This is a genomic window from Cupriavidus sp. MPR-AND1C (assembly GCF_058809705.1).
Window position 1 is genome coordinate 70,117 of record NZ_JBXASU010000021.1, and the last position, 21,275, is coordinate 91,391.

22 protein-coding genes are annotated in these 21,275 nt (G+C 65.5%); 20 read left to right on the forward strand and 2 right to left on the reverse strand.

Annotation, left to right across the window (positions count from 1 at the left end; genetic code table 11):
• Positions 1–41: 41 nt before the first annotated feature.
• The 16 genes from AC1RWI_RS14345 (at position 42) to loiP (ending at position 14,926) form a co-directional block, all read left to right on the forward strand.
• A complete protein-coding gene (locus AC1RWI_RS14345; RefSeq protein ID WP_492867083.1) occupies positions 42–926 on the forward strand; it encodes an EAL domain-containing protein in 885 nt (294 codons plus the stop codon).
• A gap of 13 nt (positions 927–939) precedes the next feature.
• Positions 940–1,650 carry an RBBP9/YdeN family alpha/beta hydrolase gene (locus AC1RWI_RS14350; protein WP_236701910.1) on the forward strand — a complete coding sequence of 237 codons (711 nt, stop codon included), beginning with the start codon at positions 940–942 and terminating at the stop codon, positions 1,648–1,650.
• A gap of 189 nt (positions 1,651–1,839) precedes the next feature.
• Entirely contained in the window at positions 1,840–2,784 is a 945-nt protein-coding gene (gene cysT / locus AC1RWI_RS14355) for a sulfate ABC transporter permease subunit CysT (protein WP_043347100.1), read from the forward strand.
• A gap of 1 nt (position 2,785) precedes the next feature.
• On the forward strand, positions 2,786–3,727 hold the full coding sequence (gene cysW / locus AC1RWI_RS14360; RefSeq protein WP_492867085.1) for a sulfate ABC transporter permease subunit CysW: 942 nt from the start codon (positions 2,786–2,788) through the stop codon (positions 3,725–3,727).
• The gene (locus AC1RWI_RS14365; RefSeq protein WP_043347095.1) at positions 3,724–4,848 is read left to right on the forward strand and encodes a sulfate/molybdate ABC transporter ATP-binding protein; all 1,125 of its coding nucleotides are present in this window, start codon (positions 3,724–3,726) and stop codon (positions 4,846–4,848) included. The genes cysW and AC1RWI_RS14365 overlap by 4 nt, the downstream gene beginning before the upstream one ends.
• Entirely contained in the window at positions 4,845–5,792 is a 948-nt protein-coding gene (locus AC1RWI_RS14370; protein ID WP_492867088.1) for a CysB family HTH-type transcriptional regulator, read from the forward strand. Before AC1RWI_RS14365 ends, AC1RWI_RS14370 begins: the two co-directional genes overlap by 4 nt.
• A gap of 215 nt (positions 5,793–6,007) precedes the next feature.
• Positions 6,008–6,214 carry a LiaI-LiaF-like domain-containing protein gene (locus tag AC1RWI_RS14375; RefSeq protein WP_043347092.1) on the forward strand — a complete coding sequence of 69 codons (207 nt, stop codon included), beginning with the start codon at positions 6,008–6,010 and terminating at the stop codon, positions 6,212–6,214.
• Positions 6,211–6,639, forward strand: coding sequence for a terminase (locus AC1RWI_RS14380; RefSeq protein WP_492867090.1), 429 nt, complete (start codon positions 6,211–6,213; stop codon positions 6,637–6,639). Before AC1RWI_RS14375 ends, AC1RWI_RS14380 begins: the two co-directional genes overlap by 4 nt.
• 43 nt (positions 6,640–6,682) lie before the next feature.
• Positions 6,683–7,873, forward strand: coding sequence for a sensor histidine kinase (locus tag AC1RWI_RS14385; protein WP_492867092.1), 1,191 nt, complete (start codon positions 6,683–6,685; stop codon positions 7,871–7,873).
• Positions 7,874–7,952: 79 nt separating this feature from the next.
• Positions 7,953–8,783, forward strand: coding sequence for a LytR/AlgR family response regulator transcription factor (locus AC1RWI_RS14390; RefSeq protein ID WP_043347088.1), 831 nt, complete (start codon positions 7,953–7,955; stop codon positions 8,781–8,783).
• A 118-nt stretch (positions 8,784–8,901) separates the two neighbouring features.
• Positions 8,902–10,179 carry an MFS transporter gene (locus AC1RWI_RS14395; RefSeq protein ID WP_492867095.1) on the forward strand — a complete coding sequence of 426 codons (1,278 nt, stop codon included), beginning with the start codon at positions 8,902–8,904 and terminating at the stop codon, positions 10,177–10,179.
• 63 nt (positions 10,180–10,242) lie between these two features.
• Positions 10,243–10,740 (forward strand): ribonuclease E activity regulator RraA, encoded by a 498-nt coding sequence (rraA, locus tag AC1RWI_RS14400; RefSeq protein ID WP_043347086.1) that lies wholly within the window; start codon positions 10,243–10,245, stop codon positions 10,738–10,740.
• 2 nt (positions 10,741–10,742) lie between these two features.
• Positions 10,743–11,144: a gamma-glutamylcyclotransferase family protein gene (locus AC1RWI_RS14405; protein ID WP_492867097.1), complete on the forward strand. Its 402-nt coding sequence runs from the start codon at positions 10,743–10,745 to the stop codon at positions 11,142–11,144.
• A 97-nt stretch (positions 11,145–11,241) separates the two neighbouring features.
• Positions 11,242–12,189, forward strand: coding sequence for an alpha/beta fold hydrolase (locus tag AC1RWI_RS14410; RefSeq protein WP_236701909.1), 948 nt, complete (start codon positions 11,242–11,244; stop codon positions 12,187–12,189).
• 352 nt (positions 12,190–12,541) lie between these two features.
• The gene (gene aceA / locus AC1RWI_RS14415; protein WP_043347080.1) at positions 12,542–13,834 is read left to right on the forward strand and encodes an isocitrate lyase; all 1,293 of its coding nucleotides are present in this window, start codon (positions 12,542–12,544) and stop codon (positions 13,832–13,834) included.
• Between the two features lie 342 nt (positions 13,835–14,176).
• The gene (gene loiP / locus AC1RWI_RS14420) at positions 14,177–14,926 is read left to right on the forward strand and encodes a metalloprotease LoiP (RefSeq protein WP_492867100.1); all 750 of its coding nucleotides are present in this window, start codon (positions 14,177–14,179) and stop codon (positions 14,924–14,926) included.
• 100 nt (positions 14,927–15,026) lie between these two features.
• Here the strand turns inward: loiP and AC1RWI_RS14425 are convergent, their stop codons facing one another.
• Positions 15,027–15,461 (reverse strand): universal stress protein, encoded by a 435-nt coding sequence (locus tag AC1RWI_RS14425; protein WP_006161942.1) that lies wholly within the window; start codon positions 15,459–15,461, stop codon positions 15,027–15,029.
• Between the two features lie 123 nt (positions 15,462–15,584).
• Positions 15,585–16,538, reverse strand: coding sequence for a LysR family transcriptional regulator (locus AC1RWI_RS14430; protein ID WP_043347077.1), 954 nt, complete (start codon positions 16,536–16,538; stop codon positions 15,585–15,587).
• 271 nt (positions 16,539–16,809) lie between these two features.
• Here AC1RWI_RS14430 and AC1RWI_RS14435 point away from each other — a divergent pair, with 271 nt between their 5' ends.
• The 4 genes from AC1RWI_RS14435 (at position 16,810) to AC1RWI_RS14450 (ending at position 21,273) form a co-directional block, all read left to right on the forward strand.
• On the forward strand, positions 16,810–17,511 hold the full coding sequence (locus AC1RWI_RS14435; RefSeq protein ID WP_043347073.1) for a haloacid dehalogenase type II: 702 nt from the start codon (positions 16,810–16,812) through the stop codon (positions 17,509–17,511).
• Between the two features lie 43 nt (positions 17,512–17,554).
• The gene (gene aceB / locus AC1RWI_RS14440) at positions 17,555–19,141 is read left to right on the forward strand and encodes a malate synthase A (RefSeq protein ID WP_492867103.1); all 1,587 of its coding nucleotides are present in this window, start codon (positions 17,555–17,557) and stop codon (positions 19,139–19,141) included.
• Between the two features lie 746 nt (positions 19,142–19,887).
• Entirely contained in the window at positions 19,888–20,475 is a 588-nt protein-coding gene (locus AC1RWI_RS14445; RefSeq protein ID WP_043347068.1) for a fimbrial protein, read from the forward strand.
• A gap of 30 nt (positions 20,476–20,505) precedes the next feature.
• A complete protein-coding gene (locus tag AC1RWI_RS14450; protein WP_492867105.1) occupies positions 20,506–21,273 on the forward strand; it encodes a fimbrial biogenesis chaperone in 768 nt (255 codons plus the stop codon).
• The last annotated feature ends 2 nt before the right edge of the window (positions 21,274–21,275 follow it).

The following is a 21,275-nucleotide window of genomic DNA, read 5'->3' on the forward strand; positions in this document are numbered from 1 at the left end:
TGCCTCGCCCGAGGCGCAAGCGCAACGCAAAGGAAATCGCAATGGCAAGCGCGAACGAAGCAGGCGCGGCACTGACGGCGCTCACCCACTACCTGGAAGGGCTGCCGCGCCGCCCCGAGAGCGATCGCCAGCTGTGGCGCGACGCGCGTGGGCAGGTGCAGGGCCAGTTCTATAACTGCTCGCTGACCAGCGCGTTCGAGCCGCTCATCACCCTGTCCAGCCGCGACGTGGTGGCGCACGAAGGCACGCTGCGCACCTACGCCGGCGACGGCGTCGGCCTGAGCGCATGGAAGCTGTTTGCGATGGCGGCGGACGATGCCTCGCTGGTCTCGCTCGACCGGCTCTCGCGCCTGGTGCATGCCATCAATTATTTCGCGGCCGATGGCGATCGCAAGCTGGTGCTCAACGTGCACAACCGGCTGCTGGCCGCCGTGGCCGACGATCACGGCGCGGCCTTCCGGCGCGCGCTGCAGTCGCTCGGCCTGCCGCTGGACCGGTTCGTGATCCAGGTGCCGGCCAGCGCCAACGATGATCTGCCGCTGTTGCTGCACGTGGTGGGCAACTACCGCCGCAACGGCTTTGCGGTGAGCCTGCAGGCATCGGACCCGGCGGAGGCCGGTGCGCTGATGGCGCACGCGCTGCCCGACTGGCTCAAGCTGGACATGCACCGCAATTGGACCGACCGCCAGCTGGCGGGGCTGCAGGCCAGCGCCGACAGCGCCGGCGTGACGCTGATCGGGCGCCGGCTGGAGAATGCCGAGAACGCCGAGCGGCTGCAGGCAGCCGGCATCGTGCTGGGGCAGGGCAGCTTCACCGGCTCGGCGGTGAGCGCGCGCCAGCTGCATGCAGTGTCCGGCGAGGCGGGCAGTCAGGAGTTCAAGGGCGGGATGTCCCGGAGCGGATCCGGCGGCGTCCCATGGCGTTGACCAAGGAGCCGACATGACGCAGACGAAGAGGCCGGCCGCGCGGGAGCAGCGCGGCGGCCAGGCGGGCGCAAGCGCGCGACCCGCCGACGTACGGTTGAAGGTGCCCAAGGGCTTGCAGATCCTGACGGTGCCGGGGTTGCATGGCAGTGGCCCGGGCCACTGGCAAAGCCGTTGGGAGCAGCGCTTCCCGGACTGGCAGCGCGTGGAGCAGCACGACTGGTCGCGCCCGAGCCTGCCGCTGTGGGCCGAGCGCGTGTCGGAAAGCATCATGCGGGCGCAGCGCGTGGCCCCGCGCGGGGCCATCCTGGTGGCGCACAGTTTTGGCTGCCTGGCCACCTTGCGCCAGGCAGCGCTCGACCCCGAGGGCATCGCGGGCGCGGTGCTGGTGGCGCCGGCCGACCCCGACAAGTTTGGCGTGGCCGGGCTGCTGCCCGCGTACCGGCTGCCGTTTCCCACCATCCTGGTGGCCAGCCGCAACGATCCCTGGATGCAGCAGCGCACCGCGTTCAGCTGGGGCACGCTGTGGGGCAGCGAGCTTCATGATGCGGGCATGCTGGGTCACATTAACGCCGATTCCGGGCTTGGCCAGTGGCCCGAGGGGCTTGCCTTGCTCGATACCTTGATCCAGCGGATCGAGGCCGACGGCAGCGCCGGCCCGTCCGGCGACCGCGCCGGGCCTTGGGACGGCGGGCTGGAAGTGTCGTCCACGTTTCCTTATATCTAAAACGCCTAAGAACATACGTAAAGATTCGTTCTGTTTATAAGGCGGCATCTGCAGAATTTGTCTCGTAGGCCGGTGTGTTATGCGCCGGCGTCATAAAGAAGCCGCCCCCGCTGCTTCGGTTTCCGGCGAATCCCGCTCGGAAGCCATTCTCCGGGGGCGGATACACACTGACGGCACAGACGAGACAACATGCCACCCTCGATTTCCCTGGCGGACAATCCGCCCCCGGCGAGACCGGATGCCCCACAAGCGCGCAAGAGCGCGCCGCCCAAGCCAGGCAAGCAGCGCTTTACCGTGCTCCCAGGCTTTGGCCTTTCGCTGGGCTTCACGCTGTTCTACCTGACGCTGATCGTCCTGATCCCGCTGTCGGCCACCTTCCTCAAGACCTTCACCATGACCTGGGAGGCCTTCTGGGCCGCAGTGAGCTCGCCCCGGGTGGTCGCCTCCCTGCAACTGAGCTTCGGCGCCTCGCTGATCGCCGCCATCGTAAACACGGTGTTCGGGCTGATCGTGGCCTGGGTGCTGGTGCGCTACCGCTTTCCCGGCAAGCGCCTGGTCGATGCGCTGGTCGATCTGCCCTTTGCCCTGCCTACCGCAGTGGCCGGCATCGCGCTGACTGCGCTGTTCGCCGGCAACGGCTGGATCGGCCGCTACCTGGAGCCGCTGGGCATCAAGGTGGCTTTCACCCCGCTGGGCGTGGTGGTGGCGCTGACCTTTATCGGGCTGCCGTTCGTGGTGCGCACGGTGCAGCCAGTACTTGAGGACGCGGAGCAGGAGCTGGAAGAAGCTGCGGCCAGCCTGGGCGCCACGCGCTTGCAGACCTTTGTCCGCGTGATCCTGCCAACCATCCTGCCGGCGCTGCTGACCGGGTTTGCGCTGTCGTTCGCACGCGGCACCGGCGAGTACGGCTCGGTGGTCTTCATCTCCGGCAACATGCCGATGGTCTCCGAGATCGCGCCGCTGATGATCTATTCCAAGCTGGAGCAATACGACTACGCGGGCGCTACCGCGGTGGCGGTGGTGATGCTGGTGATCTCCTTCGCGTTGTTGCTGCTGATCAACCTGCTGCAAGCGTGGACACGCCGTCACCACCAGGCAGTGCGTGCGTCCGTCTCGCCGGACAAGGAGAGCTGAAATGGCCGGCGTCGTTACCAAGGGCCTGGGCGGCCGTGCCGCCCCCGCCGCCACGCAACTCCGGGATGCCACGGGTGAAGCGCCGTGGGTGCGCTACACCCTGATCGCGGTCGCGGTGCTGTTCCTCGCGCTGTTCCTGTTCATTCCGCTGGCTTCAGTGTTCTATGAAGCGCTGCGCAAAGGCGTGCAGACTTACTTCGATGCGCTGGTGGAGCCCGATGCCGTGGTCGCGATCCAGCTCACGCTGCTGGTGGCCGCCATCGCGGTGCCGCTCAATGTGGTGTTCGGCGTGGCGGCGGCGTGGGCCATCGCCAAGTTCGATTTCCGCGGCAAGAGCCTGCTGACCACGCTGATCGACCTGCCGTTCTCGGTGTCGCCGGTGATCTCCGGCCTGGTCTATGTGCTGCTGTTCGGCGCGCAGGGCTGGCTGGGGCCGTGGCTGGAGGCGCACGACATCAAGATCATGTTCGCGGTGCCGGGCATCGTGCTGGCCACCATCTTCGTCACCTTTCCCTTTGTGGCGCGCGAGTTGATCCCGCTGATGCAGGCGCAGGGCAGCGAGGAGGAGGAGGCCGCCATCGTGCTGGGCGCCTCGGGCTGGCAGACCTTTCGCCGCATCACGCTGCCCAATATCCGCTGGGGCCTGCTGTATGGCGTGATCCTGTGCAATGCGCGGGCGATGGGCGAGTTCGGCGCGGTCTCGGTGGTGTCGGGCCATATCCGCGGCCTGACCAACACCATGCCGCTGCACGTGGAGATTCTCTACAACGAATACAACTTCGCGGCCGCCTTTGCGGTGGCGTCGCTGCTCACACTGCTGGCCCTGGTCACGCTCGGCATCAAGACGCTGGTGGAGTACCGCGCCAGCCGCGAGCACAGGGAAGACGAGAACTTTGCGCCGGAGAACCCGAGCGCTGGCAAATTGCAAGGACAGGCATCATGAGCATCCAGGTCAAGAATGTGCAGAAGCATTTCGGCAATTTCGTCGCGCTCGACGACGTCACCCTCGATTTCGATGAAGGCCAGCTGACGGCGTTGCTGGGGCCCTCGGGCTGTGGCAAGACCACGCTGCTGCGCATCATCGCCGGCCTGGAACGCGCGGACGCCGGCCAGATCCTGCTGGAGGGGCGCGATGCCTCGCACCAGCACGTGCGCCAGCGCCAGGTCGGTTTTGTGTTTCAGCATTACGCGCTGTTCAAGCACATGACGGTGTTCGAGAATGTGGCCTTCGGCCTGCGCGTCAAGCCGCGCGCCGAGCGCCCCGGCGAGGCGCAGATCCGCGACAAGGTGCGCGCGCTGCTGGAACTGGTGCAGCTCGACTGGCTGGCCGACCGCTATCCGCCGCAGTTGTCCGGCGGGCAGCGCCAGCGTATCGCACTGGCCCGCGCGCTGGCGGTGGAGCCGCGCGTGCTGCTGCTCGACGAGCCGTTCGGCGCGCTCGACGCCAAGGTGCGCAAGGAACTGCGCCGCTGGCTGCGCCGCCTGCACGACGAGCTCCATGTCACCAGCGTGTTCGTCACCCACGACCAGGAAGAGGCGCTCGAAGTGGCCGACCAGGTGGTGCTGATGAACCGTGGCCATGTGGAGCAGGCGGGCACGCCGGAGGCGGTCTACAACCATCCGGCCACGCCGTTCGTGTTCGGATTTCTCGGCAACGTCAACCTGTTCCACGGCCGGCTTGAGGTCGGGGAGCGGGGCGGCCTGCTGCATACCGGCGACTCGATCCTGCCGGTGATCGGCAGCGGCCATGAGACCGCCGGCGACGCCGTGGCCTATGTCCGCCCGCACGATCTCGACCTCGAGCGCTATTCGCCCGGCACCGACGGCATTGCCGTGACGCTGCGCCGCGCGCTCACCCTGGGCCCCGTGGCCCAGCTCGAACTGGAACGTGAAGACACCCAGGAAGTCATCGAAGTGGCGCTGCCGCTCGAGCGCTTCCGCCACCAGGGCTTCCGCGAGGGCGAGCTGCTCGCCGTGCGGCCGCGCCGGCTGCGTGTCTTCGTCCAACCCCATGCATCCGCCCCGGCTAGCGCCAGGGGCACGCCGGCAGGAGCCGCACAATGAACTTCCAGCAACTGCGTTCCATCCGCGAGGCGGTGCGCCGCCAATTCAACCTGACCGAGGTGGCCAATGCGCTCTATACCTCGCAGCCCGGCGTCTCGCGCCAGATCCGCGAGCTGGAGGAAGAGCTCGGCGTCGAGATCTTCGAGCGCTACGGCAAGCGCCTGACCGGCCTGACCGAGCCCGGGCGCGAAATCGTGCGCATCGTCGAGCGCCTGCTGCTCGAGGCCGAGAACCTGCGCCAGGCGGGCGACGAATTCGCCGGGCGCCATACCGGCCGCCTGACGGTGGCCACCACCCACACCCAGGCGCGCTATGCCTTGCCCAAAGTGGTGCAGAGCTTCCGCCGCGCCTACCCCCATGTGACGCTGGCGCTGCAGGAGGCCTCGCCCGCGCATATCGTGGAACTGGTGCTGAGCGGCCAGGCTGATATCGGCATTGCAACCGAGGCGGTGGCCAGCGAGGCCGGGCTGACCTCGTTCGAGGCCTATACCTGGCGCCACGTGCTGGTGGTTTCGCCGGATCATCCGCTGACGCACCTGCCTGAGCCGACGCTGGAAGACATCGCCGCCTTCCCGATCATTACCTACGACGCCGGCTTCACCGGGCGCCGCAAGATCGACGACGCCTTTGCGGCCGCCGGCCTGCAGCCGGAGATCGTGCTGACCGCGATGGACGCGGACGTCATCAAGACCTACGCGGAGCTGGAGCTGGGCGTGGGCATCATCGCCTCGATGGCCTACGACGAACGCAAGGACGCCGGGCTGGTGCGGATCGCGGCCGACCATCTGTTCGAGCCCAACACCACCAGCGTGGCCGTGCGCCGCGGCGCCTACCTGCGCGGCTACGCGCACGCTTTCATCAACATGTTCGCGCCGCACCTCTCGCGCGACACGGTCAGCAGCGCGCTGTCCGAGCCGGCAGGCGGGCAGGTGGTCGAGGCTTGACGGCCCGGGCTTGCGGGGCCTGAGTGCTCCGGTGCCGATCGCGCCGCATCCTCGCGTTTCGCGCCATCCGCTCTCCATTCGTCGCACGCCACTTTCGTCCCGGCAGGTGTCCGCGTAAAGTCACAACTGTCCGTGGCGGAATACGCTGATACCGTCACATGGCTTGATGCACCGCAATATCGACGGTGCGCGGGTCGGCACGAGAGGAGAGCGAGATGAAGCAAGGCCGTGGCGGCAGGGGGCTGATCGCCCCGATCATCCTGATTGCATTGGGCGCGGTGTTCCTCGCGCAAAACGGCGGCCTGCTGCCGGCTTATCTGGTGCGGGATGGCTGGCCCGTGCTGCTGATCGCGCTGGGCGCCATCGTGCTTGTGCGCCGCCTGGCCTGGCGGCGCGTCGACCAGCGCGGCCCGAAGCCATGAGCGCGCGCCCGCAAGGGCTGCTGAGCTGGCAATGGCACGGCTACGCCCGCAATCACAATCACCCGCGCAGCCTGCTGCTGCACATTGTCGCGGTGCCGATGTTCATGGCCGGCAATGTGCTGTTGGCCTATGGCGTGCTGTCGCTATCCGTGCCCGCGGTAGGGCTTGGCGTGCTGTGCATGGCCTTGTCGATGATGCTGCAAGGGCGCGGGCACCGGCTCGAGGCGGTCAGGCCCGAGCCGTTCGTCGGCCCGCTCGACGTGGCGCAGCGCATCCTGGCCGAGCAATGGATCACGTTTCCGCGCTATGTCCTGTCCGGGCAGTGGTGGGCCGCGTTGCACGGCCACGGCGCCAATCCCGCGATGGATGACGCCAACGTGTCGCAGCGTATATGCGAGCCGGGCGACGGCTGCCGGCGCCAGTGACCGGCCTTTACAATAACGATCAGTCATCCTCGACCTTGCCCCTATGAAAGCGCTGGATCGCTGTCCCGCCGCCATTCCCTCCAGGATCTCGATCCTCGCGCGCGACCTGGTGTTCGTGCTGTGCGCGAACACCATCATCGCAGTCAGCCTGAACTACGGTTTCCGCACGGGCGGCTCGCTGTGGCACAACTTCGTCTACAGTCAACTTATCGGCCTGTCGATCTGGCTGCTGATCGACATCGCCCGCGTACTGATCTGGTGGAATGATCGTCCCAGGCGCTGGCCCTTCCTGTGCCTGACCGCCGTTGCCGTGCCGCTGGGCGTGATCATGGGCAGCTGGACCACGCGCGTGGTACTGAGCGAGCCGGCGAAGTCCTTCGAGGAAGCAACCGATATGCTGCGCATGTGCCTGGTAGTGGGCATGCTTGCATCGGCCAGCATGATTTACTTCTACTGGTCGCGCGAGAAGCTCGCCCATCTCGAGCGGCAGGCCGCGCTCGACGCGCTGCAGCGCGAAGAGGCCGAGAAGCAGCTGGTGCGCGCGCAGCTGATGGCCCTGCAGGCGCAGATCGAGCCGCATTTCCTGTTCAACTCCCTGGCCAACCTGGATTGCCTGATTGCCACCGACCAGCAGGCCGCAAGGCGCCTGCTGCAGCGGCTGATCGGCTTCCTGCGCATGTCGCTGTCCCACACGCGCGCCGAGCAATGCACGCTGCGCCAGGAGTTCGAGTTGCTGCGCAGCTACCTGGACATCCAGGCGCTGCGTTTCGGCACGCGCCTGGCCTATGAGATCGAGCTTCCGCCCGAACTGGCGGAGGTGGAGATCCCGCCCATGCTGATCCAGCCGCTGGTGGAGAACGCGGTCAGCCACGGCATCGAACCGTGCATGCATGGCGGCAGGATCGTGCTGTCGGCCCGGGCGCAGGGTGACAACGCGGTGCAGGTTGTCATCACCGACAGCGGGGTAGGCTTCGGACATGCCGTGACCAAGGGCTCCGGCCTCGGGCTGACCCATGTGCGCGAGCGGCTGGCGCGGATTTTCGGGGCGGCGGCCAGCATGCAGATGGAAGAAAACACGCCACGCGGCGTGATCGTCCGGCTGACGTTACCCGTTGTGCGCACGGCGGCGCCTGCCGCCGCCCACGCCCCCGTGCCGGTGCCCGCGGGCAAGGCTGCCGGCGCGCGCGCCATCCCCCCTGTGAGCGCTGCCACGCAAGGCATTTCCCATTCTTGACGCACCTCGCTGCTTAGCCGCTTCGACTTCTTCGACTGCTTAGACTGCATCGACCCATCCGCCCCTTACTACCGTTTCCATGGCCCCGACCCTGTTGATCGCCGACGACGAGCCGCTGCTCGCGCGCGCCTTGCATGCCGAATTGTCCAGCCTCTGGCCCGAGGCGCAGATCGTCAGCGTGGTCCATGACGGCGTGTCCGCGCTGGAGGCGGCCCGCCAGCACCAGCCCCAGGTCGCGTTTCTCGATATCCGCATGCCAGGCATGAGCGGCATGGACGTGGCGCGCGAGCTGATGGAGTTCGATCCGCCGCCGCTGGTGGTGTTCGTCACGGCATACGACCAGTTCGCGCTGGAAGCCTTCGAGCGCGAGGCGGTCGATTACGTGCTCAAGCCGGTGCAGCCCGAGCGGCTTGAGGCCACGGTGCACCGCCTCAAGGCGAGGCTGGCGGCCCAGGCGCAGGCCAGCGAGGAGGGCGGCGCCGCCCTCGATACCGATCGCCTGGCGCAGCTGCTGGCGCGCCTGGAGACCATGGAGCCAGGCGGCGGGCCCGGGCAGCATGCGCTGGCGGGCGCGCCGCAACATGGCTACCTGCGCTTTATCAAGGCGCTGGTCGGCCAGGAGATCCGCATCATTCCGGTGGATGAGGTGATCTACCTGGAGGCGACGGACAAGTACGTCAACGTGGTGTCCGCCAGCGGCGAGGCGTTGATCCGCACCAGCCTGCGCGAGCTGTCGCAGCAGCTGGACCCCGAGCGCTTCTGGCAGATCCATCGCGGCACGGTGGTCAATATCGACTGCGTGGCCAGTGCCGTGAACCAGTCGCTGGGGCGGCTCGCGCTCAAGCTGCGCAATCGCTCCGAGACCTTGCCGGTGGCGCGTCAGTACGCCTATCTGTTTAAACAGATGTAACGCGCAGGGCACCCCTGCCACGGGTGGTTTTACTCTATGATGCGGTATTCGCAGCGCGCCTCTTGAGCCTGGCAGCATGGCCGGCGCGCCATGCCAAGCCCAGCCAGATAGCCGCCCGATGACTGCCGCCACCCTCGATCCCGTTCGCAATCCGCTGCGCCACGACGCCCAGGTCATCGGCCTGGTCGGCCTGGCCCACGGCGTTTCCCACTTCTTTCACCTGCTGCTGGCGCCTCTGTTCCCGTGGATCAAGGCCGAGTTCGGCCTGAGCTATGCGGAGCTGGGCTTGCTGATGACGGTGTTCTTTGCCGTGTCGGCCGTGGTGCAGACCGCGTCGGGCTTCGTGGTGGACCGTTTTGGCGCGACGCCGGTGCTGTTCGGCGGCATCGGGCTGCTGGGCGCGGCGGCCTTGCTGCTGTCGATCAGCCCGAGCTATGCGATGCTGCTGCTTGGCGCGGGCGTGGCGGGGATTGGCAACGGCGTGTTCCATCCCGCCGATTTCACCTTGCTCAACAAGCATGTTTCCCAGCCGCGGCTGGGACATGCGTTCTCGGTGCATGGCATCTCGGGCAACCTCGGCTGGGCCGCGGCGCCGATTTTCCTGGTGACCATTGCCGAGCTCGGCAGCTGGCGCACCGCGCTCGCCAGCGCCTCGGCGGTGGCCTTTGGCGTGCTGGCCGTGCTGCTGGCCTTTCGGCATGTGCTGGATCCCCGCGCCGGCGCGGGAGCGGCGACCAGGGCGGGCGCACCGGCGGCCAAGGCGGGCGGCAGCATGCTGGCGTTCCTGAAGTTGCCGCAAGTGTGGATCTGCTGGGCCTTCTTCCTCGTCACCACCTTTTCGTTTTCCGGCATCCAGAGCTTCGCGCCGACCGCACTGACCCAGCTCTACGGCATGCCGCTGACGCTCGCCACGGCGTCGTACACCGTCTATATGTTGTGCAGCGCGGGCGGCATGATCGTGGGTGGCTTTGCCGCGGCACGCACCAGCAACCACGACCGCCTGATCGCGATGAGCTTCACGCTGTCGGGCTTGGTCGCGATCGTGGTGGGGCTAGGCGTGCTGCCGGCCGTGATGGTGCCGGTGCTGATGGGCGTGATCGGCTTTGGCGCGGGCACGGCCGGGCCTTCGCGCGACCTGCTGGTGCGTGCGGCAGCGCCTGCCGGCGCCACGGGCCGGGTTTATGGCGTGGTCTACTCCGGCCTCGATATCGGCCTGGCCAGCGGGCCTTTGTTCTTCGGCATGCTGATGGATGCGCACTGGCCGAGCTGGGTGTTCTTCATGATCGGCGCTTTCCAGATGCTGGCGATCTTCACCGCTGTCACGGTTGGCAATGGCAACCGTTCCCGCCGCGCGGTGGGGGCCAAGCCGGCGGCCAAGCGGGCGGCCGCCGGCTGACACGAACTGACGCACGCATTCGCACCGCATCCAATTTCCACTTTTCCGATTCGGGAGTCCTTCATGAGCTTTGCTACCACTGACCTGTGCGACGCCAATGAGGCGCGCCTGGCCGACGGCTCGCTGCGCGTGCTGTCGCCGGTATTCCAGCATTTTGGCAAGCGCGCCGCGTTCTCTGGCCCGGCGGCCACGCTCAAGGTGTTCGAGGACAACTCGCTGGTGCGCGAGACGGTCGAATCGCCGGGCAACGGCCGCGTGCTGGTGGTCGATGGCGGCGGCTCGCTGCGCTGCGCGCTGGTGGGCGGCAACCTCGGCGTGCTGGCCGAGAAGAACGGCTGGGTCGGCATCCTCGTCAATGGCTGCGTGCGTGACAGTGGGGAGCTTGCGGTGTGCGACATCGGCGTGCGCGCCCTGGCCCTGCATCCGCAAAAGAGCCAGAAGCGCAATGTGGGCGAGCGCGAGGTCACGGTGCAAATGCCCGGCGCCGTGGTGCGGCCCGGCAACTGGATCTATGCTGACGCCGATGGCGTGCTGGTGGCGGACACCAGGCTGGAGGGCTGAGCATGCCGGTGGTCTTTGTCTATGGCACGCTGCGCGCGGGCGAGGTCAACGACCTTAACGCGGCCGCGCGCAAGCACGGCATTGCCGCGCCGCGCCTGATCGGCCGCGCGACCGTGGCGGGGCGGCTCTATGACTTCGGCACGTATCCCGGGCTGGTGCTGGACGCCGCCGCGCCCGGCGTGGCCGGCGACTTGTACGAGGTCGATGCCGCGCTGGTACCTGTGCTCGACGAGATCGAGGAGGTCTATCCGGGGCAAGCCTCGTTGTTCGTGCGCGAGGAACGCATGGTGGCGGTTGGCGATCAAGCCGTCAGCTGCCTGCTTTACCCGGTGGGCGAGGACGCGGTCGCGGGCCTGCCGCGCATTGCATCCGGAGACTGGGTGGCCTACCGGCGCGCCCGCTAGCCCGCTCTCGTTTGAAACGCCATGCCGTGCGCTCGCCGCGCGGCCGGTCTTGGCGTAGCATCGGCAACCATTCCATCGTCCGATGTCATGGTCAAGCATGCACGCTCCCCATTCCCTTCCCAACCAGCGATTTGTCCAGTCCGGCGGTGTGCGGCTTGCCGTCAAGACCTGGGGCGATCCCGCGCACCCGGCCATGGTGCTGGTGCACGGCTATCCGGACAACAGCGCGGTCTGGCATGGCGTGGCGCCTCTGCTGGCCAACGACTATTACGTCGTGGCCTACGATGTGCGCGGTGCCGGCGGTTCTTCGGCGCCCAAGGGCGTGGCGGCCTATCGCCTGGAGCGGCTGACGGAAGATTTCAGCGCGGTGATCGACGCCGTTTCTCCCAATGCCCCAGTCCACCTGGTCGGCCATGACTGGGGCGCGATCCAGTGCTGGGAGTTTGTCACCGAGCCGCGCCTGCGTGGCCGCATCGCTTCTTATACGTCGTGCTCCGGGCCTTGCCTGGACCATGTCGGCCACTGGATGCGGGGAAACCGGCGCCTGTCGTTCACGGCGCTTTCGCGCTCGCTGCGGCAAATGGCCTCGTCCTGGTACATCTATATCTTCCACCTGCCGTGGCTGCCCGAGCTAAGCTGGCGGCTCTGGATGGGCCGCGCCTGGCCGCTTTACCTGAGGCAAACCGAGGGCATCGAGGCGGATCCCAATCCCACCCAGGCCGCGGATGGCCGTCACGGGCTGGCGCTGTACCGCGCCAATATGCTGCCGCGCCTGCTTTCACCGGGCGAGCGCCACGCGCACGCGCCGGTGCAGGTGATCGTGCCGCTGCTGGATCGCTACGTCAGGCCGGCGCTGTCCGAGGATCTGTCGCGCTGGGTGGGGCGCTGGTGGCGCCGGGAGGTCGGCGCGCGGCACTGGCTACCGCTGGCGGACCCAGCCGGCATGGCCGCGATGGTGCGTGACCTGGCCGGCCATATCGATGGTGGCCCGGAGCCGCTGGCATTGCGCCAGGCACGGATGGCGCCAAATTCCGAAATTCCATAATGCGGAAGGATGTTTTGCGCGGCAAAAAATGGTGATGCGTGGCACAACGGGCATTTCTCATGATGGAAGACTGCCTGCCACATCGTGGAAAATAACTTGTAAATATTTGATTATAAAAGATAAAAAAACTAATCAAGGACCGCATTCGGAGCTGTTGCAATGCGGTGTGTTTTTCTACACTCTTATATAAGACACATAACCTGAGCGGCAAAAAACAGGGGTGGTGAGGCCAGCAGGTCAGCGCCGCCGAAACACCCCCGAAAGCGCCCCTGCCGGCAAGTCGGCGCCACGGTCCGCCAAGCCTGTCGCAAGTATCCAGTGCCATCCCCGCTTTACACACCAGGAGAGTGAAATGTCCCGCGAAACCGAAGCAAGGAACCTGCAAAAAGAGTGGGATACCAATCCACGCTGGAAGGGCGTCGCGCGTCACTACACCGCCGACGATGTCGTGCGCCTGCGCGGCTCCGTGCAAATCGAGCACACCTTGGCCCGCCGCGGCGCGGAGAAGCTGTGGCACCTGCTGAACACCGAGCCGTTCGTCAACACGCTGGGCGCGCTGACCGGCAACCAGGCCATGCAACAGGTCAAGGCTGGCCTCAAGGCCATCTACCTGTCGGGCTGGCAAGTCGCAGGCGACGCCAACCTGGCCGGCGAAATGTACCCCGACCAGTCGCTGTACCCGGCCAACTCGGTGCCGCAAGTGGTGCGCCGCATCAACAACACCTTCCAGCGCGCCGACCAGATCCAGTGGAGCGAAGGCAAGGGCGATACCGATTTCTTCGCGCCGATCGTGGCTGACGCCGAAGCCGGTTTCGGCGGCGTGCTCAATGCCTTCGAACTGATGAAGTCGATGATCGACGCAGGCGCAGCCGGCGTTCACTTCGAAGACCAGCTGGCTTCGGTCAAGAAGTGCGGCCACATGGGTGGCAAGGTGCTGGTGCCGACGCGTGAAGCCGTTGCCAAGCTGACCGCCGCGCGCCTGGCCGCCGACGTGTCCGGCGTGCCGACCCTGGTGATCGCCCGTACCGACGCCGAAGCCGCCGATTTGCTGACCTCCGACGTGGACGAGCGCGATCGCCCGTTCTGCACCGGCGAGCGCACGGTGGAAGGCTTCTACCGCGTCAAGCCGGGCATCGAGCAATCGATCTCCCGTGCTCTGGCCTACGCCGAAGTGGCCGACCTGGTGTGGTGCGAAACCGGCAAGCCTGACCTGGAATTCGCCAAGAAATTTGCCGAAGCTGTTCACGCCAAGTTCCCGGGCAAGATGCTGGCCTACAACTGCTCGCCGTCGTTCAACTGGAAGAAGAACCTTGACGATGCCACCATCGCCAAGTTCCAGAAGGAACTGGGCGCCATGGGCTACAAGTTCCAGTTCATCACGCTGGCCGGCTTCCACTCGCTGAACTACTCGATGTTCAACCTGGCCTACGGCTATGCCCGCAACCATATGAGCGCATTCGTCGAACTGCAGGAAAATGAGTTCACGGCCGCCGAGAAGGGCTTCACCGCTGTCAAGCACCAGCGCGAAGTCGGCACGGGTTACTTCGACGCCGTGACCCAGACCATCGAAGGCGGCCAGTCGTCCACGACCGCCCTCAAGGGTTCGACCGAAGACGAACAATTCTTCGACAAGAAGGTGGCCTGAGGCTTCAGATCGCGAGATCGAAAAGCGGAATGGCTGACCGGCCCGATAGCCGGTCATCTTGAAGGGCGTGCGACCATCACGCCCCTCAATTAGGCGCCGCGCCGTCTCCCTCTCAGGGACGGCGCGGTTTTTTGCTTTTTGGGGGCAGCCTGCGGAAAATGTTAAAAAATGTGTCTGTGGCAATTATGTCATTTAATGGTTGATTGAGATGTTTTAGGCGATATGATGCTGTCCGTGTGCAAGCAGAGCCACACCGCAGGTCGCCGGCCAGCCGCCGGCACATCTCCACTCAAGTCACTGGCGAGCAACCCGGTCGGTGTCGATCCCAAGAAGGCAACAAACATGAAGCACAAACTTTCCCTCGCCGCTATCCTTGCGCTCTGCGCTGCCTTGGCCGGCTGCGCCGGCACCAATGTCGACGGCATGATGGGCGCGGGCACCTCGCTGCTCAAGGCGGCCTCGTTGAGCGACGGCGACGTCAAGTCCATGTCCGACCAGTCTTGCGCCGAGCTCGACAAGGCCAACAAGATTGCGGCCCCTGGCAGCACTTACAACAAGCGCCTGACCAAGATCATGGGGGGCCTGCAGTCGAGCGGCCTGCCCAGCGTCAACGCCAAGGTCTACCTGACCAAGGATGTCAATGCCTGGGCCATGGCCAACGGCTGCGTGCGTGTGTACAGCGGCCTGATGGACATGATGACCGACGACGAAGTGCGCGGCGTGGTGGGGCACGAGCTTGGCCACGTGGCGCTTGGCCACACCAAGAACAAGATGCAGGTGGCGTATACCGCCATGGCGGCGCGCGGCGCGCTGGCCGCCGCCGGTGGCACGGTTGCCGCGCTGTCGGCCTCGCAGCTGGGCGAAATGGGCGAGCAACTGATCAACGCGCAATTCTCGCAAACGCAGGAAAGCGCCGCCGACGACTACTCGTTCGACGTGCTGACCAAGAACAAGGCCAATACCCGTGGCCTGGTCACGGCGTTCCAGAAGCTGGCCAAGCTCGATGGCGGCAAGTCCAGCATGTTCTCGTCGCACCCTGGCTCGGACGACCGCGCCAGGCACATCGAAGACCGCATCAAGAAGAGCAGCTGATCCGGGCCGGCCTTGCCCCATAGGCGGGCCGGTCAAGCAAAAAGGCTGGCTGCCCTGTTCGGGGTGGCCAGCCTTTTTGTCGTTTGTCGCCAGGGCGCGCTCAGCGATACACGATCACCGGGATGTCGGTGTGCGTCAGCACCTTCTGGGTTTCGCTGCCCAGCAGCAAGCCCGACAAGCCGCGCCTGCCGTGCGAGGCCATGAAGATCACGTCGCAGCCATGGCGCTCGGCCGCGTCGATGATGCCCAGGTAGGGCACCGCAAAGGTGGACATGTCGGCGTCAAAGCTGATGCCGTCGGCCCGGGCGGCGGTTTCCACTTCCTTCAGGTATAGCTTGGCCTGGCTTTCGATGCGGTCCCTGAAGGCCTGCGGCGCTTCCACCACGATCTCGCTGAACGGTGTGTAGGGATACTCTTCCAGGCAGACATAGGCGGTGACCCGCGCGTTGATTGTCTTTGCCAGCTCCAGCGCGCCGTCGATGGCCTTCTTGGACAGTTCCGAACCGTCGGTGGGTAGCAGGATGTGCTTGAACATGCTGGGCTCCTTTGGGGCGAATGGACCGGGTTTACCTTTGGGTGGAGGCAGGCCGCACGGCACCTGTCAGCTTTCATTGTAGGCAGGGGTGGCGCATGCGGCATTGCCTTAAATCAAATCGGACTATGAATTGACTGCCAGTTGCGGCTTGCCGGCGGCGGATGCCTGTTCCGCGCGGCGCCAGTAGGCCGGGTTCCCATAGGTGTTCTTCAGGTGGTCAATGAACAGTCGTACCCGCAGCGGCAGGTGCTTGCGCTGCGGAAAGACAGCGTGGATGCCGATTGGCGGCGCCTGGAACTCGTCGAGCACCGTGACCAGCCGGCCGCTAGCGATTTCCTGCCCGACTTCCCACCAGGAGCGCCATGCCAGCCCGTGGCCATGCAGGCACCACGCGTGCAGCACCGCGCCATCGGTGCACTCCATGGTGCCGCCCACCTTGACCGTGACCGCGCGGCCTTCCTGCTGGAAGGCCCAGCCGCGCTGCACGTTGGCGCTGGCGCCGAAGGCCAGGCAGTTGTGACGGGTGAGATCCTCGGGCAGGGCAGGCACGCCATGGCGCGCCAGGTAATCCGGGGACGCCACCACCACGCGCCGGTTCTCCGCCAGGCGGATCGACACCAGGCTGGAGTCAGGCAGGTCGCCCAGGCGGATGGCGCAGTCGAAGCCCTCGTTGACGAGATCCACCACGCGGTCCGACAGGTCCAGCGTGATGGTCACATCCGGGTGCGATTCGATGAACAACGGCACCAGCGGCGCCACGTGCTTGCGCCCGTAGCCCGCCGGCGCAGTCACGCGCAGATGGCCGCTGGCCTTGACGCCGCCCGCCGAGACGCTGGCCTCGGCGTTGTGCAGGTCGTTGAGGATGCGCTGGCAGTCCTCCAGGAAGGCCGAGCCTTCGAAGGTCAGGCTGATCTTGCGCGTGGTGCGCAGCAGCAGCTTGACGCCCAGCCGCTCTTCCAGCGCGTCGATGCGCCGGCCGATGATGGCCGGCGCCACGCCTTCAGCCGCCGCGGCCGCGGAAAGACTGCCCCGTGCGGCTACCGAGACCAATGTCTCCAATTGTTTGAAATGATCCACGAAGCTCGCCAGTTTTGTGCCTCATGCCGCCCAAAGCAGGGGGTGGGTGAGGCAATGGGGTGGATTTGGTGCCTTATCTTTACACCGTTAGCGAAGATTAGTGGGGTAAAAGTAAAAGATCAAGTGACCTCGACCGACTTTGCCGCACTGCAACGTCTCCCTACAATGCTATGCATTCATTGGTGTACAGGCCCACGCAGTAGCGCTGGCCTGCCGGGTATGCCGGGTATGCCGGGTATGCCGAGTTTGTCCAAAGGAACCGCTCCAGCTCATGCAAAAGATCCGCGCAGTCGTCTTCGATGCCTATGGCACGCTGTTCGACGTGTATTCCGTCACCGCGCGCGCGGAGCAATTGTTTCCGGGCAAGGGCGAGGCGCTGGCGCTGCTGTGGCGCGAGCGTCAGATCGACTACACCCGCATCCGCTCGATGGCCGCGCCCGACGGCGCATACTACAAGCCGTTCTGGGCGCTGACAGTGGATGCGCTGCGCTATGCGGCCGAGCGCCTGCAACTGCTGCTGGACCCGGCCCTGGAGGCGCAACTGCTCAAGGAGTACGCGTGCTTGTCGGCCTTCCCGGAAAACCTCGGCGCGCTCAAGCGTCTGCGGGCAGCCGGGCTGCCGCTGGGCATTCTTTCCAACGGCAATCCGCAGATGCTGGATATCTCGGTCAAGAGTGCCGGCATGCACGGGCTGTTCGACCATGTGCTGTCGGTCGACGCGGTGCGCATGTACAAGACGGCGCCCGAGGCCTACGCGCTGGGCCCCAAGGCGTTTGGCGTGCCGGCAGGGGAGATCCTCTTCGTCTCGTCCAATGGCTGGGACGCTTGCGGCGCCACCTGGTACGGCTACACCACGTTCTGGATCAATCGTGCCGGTCATCCGGCGGAGCGGCTCGATGTGAGTCCTTCCGGCACCGGGCACGACATGAATGACCTGCTCGAATTCGTCCGCACCCAAGGTGCGGCGGTTTGACGGCGGGCACCTTAAATCAACCATCGATCACAGGAGAACACTGATGGCCATCACGCTGCCTGCGGGCATGAAGATTACCGGCGAAATCCTGCCGGCCTACGAAGACATCCTCACGCCGGCGGCCCTGGCCCTGGTGGACAAACTGCATCGCGCCTTCGAGCCGCGCCGCCAGGAACTGCTGGCCGCCCGTGTCGAGCGCACCAAGCGCCTGGACGCCGGCGAGCTGCCCGACTTCCTGCCGCAGACCAAGAGCGTGCGCGAAGGCGACTGGAAGGTCGCGCCGGTGCCGCCGGCACTGCATTGCCGCCGCGTGGAAATCACCGGCCCGGTCGAAGCCAAGATGGTCATCAACGCGTTCAACTCCGGCGCGGACAGCTACATGACCGACTTCGAGGACTCCAACACCCCCAACTGGCACAACCAGTTGCAGGGCCAGGTCAACCTCAAGGCCGCCGTGCGCCGCACCCTCACGCTGGATTCCAACGGCAAGCACTACAAGCTGAACGACAAGATCGCCACGCTGCAAGTGCGCCCGCGCGGCTGGCACCTGGACGAGAAGCACGTCACCATCGACGGCCAGCGCGTCTCCGGCGGCATTTTCGACTTCGCGCTGTTCCTGTTCCATAACGCCAAGGAACAGATCGCACGCGGCGCCGGCCCCTTCTTCTACCTGCCGAAGATGGAAAGCCACCTCGAAGCGCGCCTGTGGAACGACGTCTTCGTCATGGCCCAGAACGAAATCGGCCTGCCGCAAGGCACCGTCAAGGCAACCGTGCTGATCGAAACGATCCTGGCCGCCTTCGAGATGGAAGAAATCTTGTACGAACTGCGCGAGCACAGCGCCGGCCTGAACGCTGGCCGTTGGGACTACATCTTCTCGTGCATCAAGAAGTTCAAGGTCGACAAGAACTTCTGCCTGGCCGACCGCGCCAAGGTCACCATGACCGCGCCGTTCATGCGCTCGTACGCGCTGCTGCTGCTCAAGACCTGCCACAAGCGCGGCGCGCCCGCCATCGGCGGCATGAGCGCGCTGATCCCGATCAAGAACGATCCGGAGAAGAACGCCATCGCCATGCAAGGCATCATCAACGACAAGAAGCGCGACGCCACCGACGGCTACGACGGCGGCTGGGTGGCTCACCCGGGCCTGGTCGAGCCGGCCATGAAGGAATTCGTGGCCGTGCTGGGCGACAAGCCCAACCAGTTCGACAAGCAGCGCGACGACGTCAACGTGGCGGCCAAGGACCTGCTGGACTTCCAGCCGGAAACCCCGATCACCGAAGCCGGCCTGCGCATGAACATCAACGTCGGCATCCACTACCTCGGCTCCTGGCTGGCTGGCAACGGCTGCGTGCCCATTCACAACCTGATGGAAGACGCCGCCACCGCCGAAATCTCGCGCTCGCAAGTGTGGCAGTGGATCCGCTCGCCCAAGGGCAAGCTGGAAGACGGCCGCAAGGTGACCGCCGAGATGGTGCGCGCGCTGATCCCGGAAGAGCTGGCCAAGGTCAAGGCATTCGTCGGTGGCGACACCACGACGTATGACCGCGCCGGCGAGATCTTCGAGCAGATGTCCACGTCGGAGGACTTTGCCGAGTTCCTGACGCTGCCGCTGTACGAAGAGATCTGATCGGGCGGTAGCACTTGCCTGGCCGGGGCTTGCGCCCCGGTGTAAAAAACCGCAGCCTGGTGCTGCGGTTTTTTTTTGTGGGAGCGCCCGGCAGGGCGCACCCACTTGGGGGTGAACACATCAGTCAGCCGGCCAGCTGGCCGAGTGCATTCGCACGCGTCATCAACGCCCCGATGTCATCCTCCCGATCCGTGTCCACCACCGGGAATCGGCCCGCACTGGCCACAGTGCGCCCCCAATGAGGCCGCCCACGTCTGTCCCCCCGATCTCCTCGTCGCCTGGAAACCGATAGGCAGTGATGGATGGTCTTCGAGCATCCATCGCGCGCTCTCCATTCGCTCTCCATTCGCGCGAGAAAAGATGCGGGCGCGAAGGCAAACCTGCGCGGGCTTACTGCTCGCTGTGCCCAGATTTCATTTGTTGATGGCGGCATGTCGTCGAGGCGTTGCTTCGCGTTGTGCATGACGAATGGCCAGAAGTTCCAAGTGTTGATTTAATTGTTTTTATCAAAAACAAGAATTTTCTTGGGTTTATTTCATTTGATGAGACTTATGATTTGGTCACCGTCGAGTGGCTTCAGTGCCACTTCGTATCGTTCCGTGACTGCAACTGGCGTTCAGTGCGTCAGGCAGGGTGCGGTTCGGTTCGGAAGCCGGTGCATCGGTTCCCTGTGGACCGTATTTAAATCGGGGTGCGTCTAATCGGCCGATTCATTGCCCCAACTATCAACGGAAGAAGGAAATCACATGAAGCGTACCATTCTCGGGAAGCGTACTATTCTCGGCTCTCTCGCAGCCGGCTGCGTGGTCATGGCAGCCATGGCTCCCTCGCTGTCGCATGCGTTCGACGGCCAGCTCGACTTCACCGGCTCCATCACGGACGTCACCTGTACCATCAACGGCAAACCGGCCGGGCCCAACAATCGCACCACCGTGGATCTGGGCCGCGTGGACCCTGTCATCTTCACCGCCGTTGGCACGAAATCCCCCGCAGTGCCGTTCAGCCTGGTACTGGGCGGCGGCACGGCCTGCAAGGATAAAACGAAGGCCTCCATCTCCTTTGATACGGGCTCCGCCAACATCGATCCCGTCACCGGCAACCTGATTCTGCAGGGCTCCTCCGCGGCGCAAGGCGTGCAGATCGAGGTCAGCGACAACGGCAACAGTGCCACCGGCAAGATCGCGCTGAACCAGGCACAGGCGGCCCCTCAGGTGGCCACGATCACCGGCAACACCGCAACGCTGACCTACAGCGCGGCCTATGTCCAGACGGCGCCCGCCGTCACGGCGGGTGCGGGTAACTCGTTCATCCGCTACACGATGGCCTACTACTAAATCGAGCCAGGTTTCATTGCCAGGAATGCCATGACGTCGGTCGCTCGCATCTCTTCACTTCTTGCCGCCGCCGGCGTTGTGGCGCTCGCCGCCTGCGCCAGCGTGGCGCAGGCTTCCATTGTCATACAGGGTACGCGGCTGGTGTTCCCATCCGATGCCCGCGAGGTCACCGTAAGGCTGAACAACACCGGCAGCGAGCCGGTTCTCGTGCAGAACTGGCTGGACGATGGCCAGGCGGACGTGCCGCCCGAGAAAGTCAAGGTTCCCTTCGTGCTCTCGCCGGCGGTCAGCCGGGTCGAGCCGAGCAAGGGCGCGGTGCTGCGCATCGTCTATACGCGGGAACCACTGCCGGACGACCGCGAGACGGTGTTCTGGCTCAACGTGCTGGAGGTACCCTCGAAGAAGGAGGGCGGCGAGAACGCGCTCCTGTTCGCCTTCCGGAGCCGTATCAAGGTCTTCTTCCGTCCAGTGCAACTGACGGACGTCGATGCCGCTCCCGGCAAGCTTGCCTGGAAGCTGGCCACCGTGGATGGCCAGGGGCCGGGTGGAAAGGCGGCGAAGCAGCTTGCCGTGGAGGTCAGCAACCCTACGCCCTACTACGTTTCCTTCGGCCGGGTCGACGCCAGGCTGGACGGCAAGTTTGTCTCCGCGGGTGGTGGCATGGTGGCCCCGCTTGGCAAGGAAACCTTCGTACTGCCTGAAGCAAAGCCCGGCAATCATCCCGGTGCCCTGGTCCGATACGAAGTCATCAACGACTACGGTGGCCGGTACACGGAAGAAAAGGCATTGGCAAATTAGCC

Coding starts and splice junctions, on each gene's coding strand:
- AC1RWI_RS14345 (WP_492867083.1), top strand. CDS start 42: ATGGCAAGCGCGAACGAAGCAGGCGCGGCACTGACGGCGCTCACCCAC.
- AC1RWI_RS14350 (WP_236701910.1), top strand. CDS start 940: ATGACGCAGACGAAGAGGCCGGCCGCGCGGGAGCAGCGCGGCGGCCAG.
- cysT (WP_043347100.1), top strand. CDS start 1,840: ATGCCACCCTCGATTTCCCTGGCGGACAATCCGCCCCCGGCGAGACCG.
- cysW (WP_492867085.1), top strand. CDS start 2,786: ATGGCCGGCGTCGTTACCAAGGGCCTGGGCGGCCGTGCCGCCCCCGCC.
- AC1RWI_RS14365 (WP_043347095.1), top strand. CDS start 3,724: ATGAGCATCCAGGTCAAGAATGTGCAGAAGCATTTCGGCAATTTCGTC.
- AC1RWI_RS14370 (WP_492867088.1), top strand. CDS start 4,845: ATGAACTTCCAGCAACTGCGTTCCATCCGCGAGGCGGTGCGCCGCCAA.
- AC1RWI_RS14375 (WP_043347092.1), top strand. CDS start 6,008: ATGAAGCAAGGCCGTGGCGGCAGGGGGCTGATCGCCCCGATCATCCTG.
- AC1RWI_RS14380 (WP_492867090.1), top strand. CDS start 6,211: ATGAGCGCGCGCCCGCAAGGGCTGCTGAGCTGGCAATGGCACGGCTAC.
- AC1RWI_RS14385 (WP_492867092.1), top strand. CDS start 6,683: ATGAAAGCGCTGGATCGCTGTCCCGCCGCCATTCCCTCCAGGATCTCG.
- AC1RWI_RS14390 (WP_043347088.1), top strand. CDS start 7,953: ATGGCCCCGACCCTGTTGATCGCCGACGACGAGCCGCTGCTCGCGCGC.
- AC1RWI_RS14395 (WP_492867095.1), top strand. CDS start 8,902: ATGACTGCCGCCACCCTCGATCCCGTTCGCAATCCGCTGCGCCACGAC.
- rraA (WP_043347086.1), top strand. CDS start 10,243: ATGAGCTTTGCTACCACTGACCTGTGCGACGCCAATGAGGCGCGCCTG.
- AC1RWI_RS14405 (WP_492867097.1), top strand. CDS start 10,743: ATGCCGGTGGTCTTTGTCTATGGCACGCTGCGCGCGGGCGAGGTCAAC.
- AC1RWI_RS14410 (WP_236701909.1), top strand. CDS start 11,242: ATGCACGCTCCCCATTCCCTTCCCAACCAGCGATTTGTCCAGTCCGGC.
- aceA (WP_043347080.1), top strand. CDS start 12,542: ATGTCCCGCGAAACCGAAGCAAGGAACCTGCAAAAAGAGTGGGATACC.
- loiP (WP_492867100.1), top strand. CDS start 14,177: ATGAAGCACAAACTTTCCCTCGCCGCTATCCTTGCGCTCTGCGCTGCC.
- AC1RWI_RS14425 (WP_006161942.1), bottom strand. CDS start 15,461: ATGTTCAAGCACATCCTGCTACCCACCGACGGTTCGGAACTGTCCAAG.
- AC1RWI_RS14435 (WP_043347073.1), top strand. CDS start 16,810: ATGCAAAAGATCCGCGCAGTCGTCTTCGATGCCTATGGCACGCTGTTC.
- aceB (WP_492867103.1), top strand. CDS start 17,555: ATGGCCATCACGCTGCCTGCGGGCATGAAGATTACCGGCGAAATCCTG.
- AC1RWI_RS14445 (WP_043347068.1), top strand. CDS start 19,888: ATGAAGCGTACCATTCTCGGGAAGCGTACTATTCTCGGCTCTCTCGCA.
- AC1RWI_RS14450 (WP_492867105.1), top strand. CDS start 20,506: ATGACGTCGGTCGCTCGCATCTCTTCACTTCTTGCCGCCGCCGGCGTT.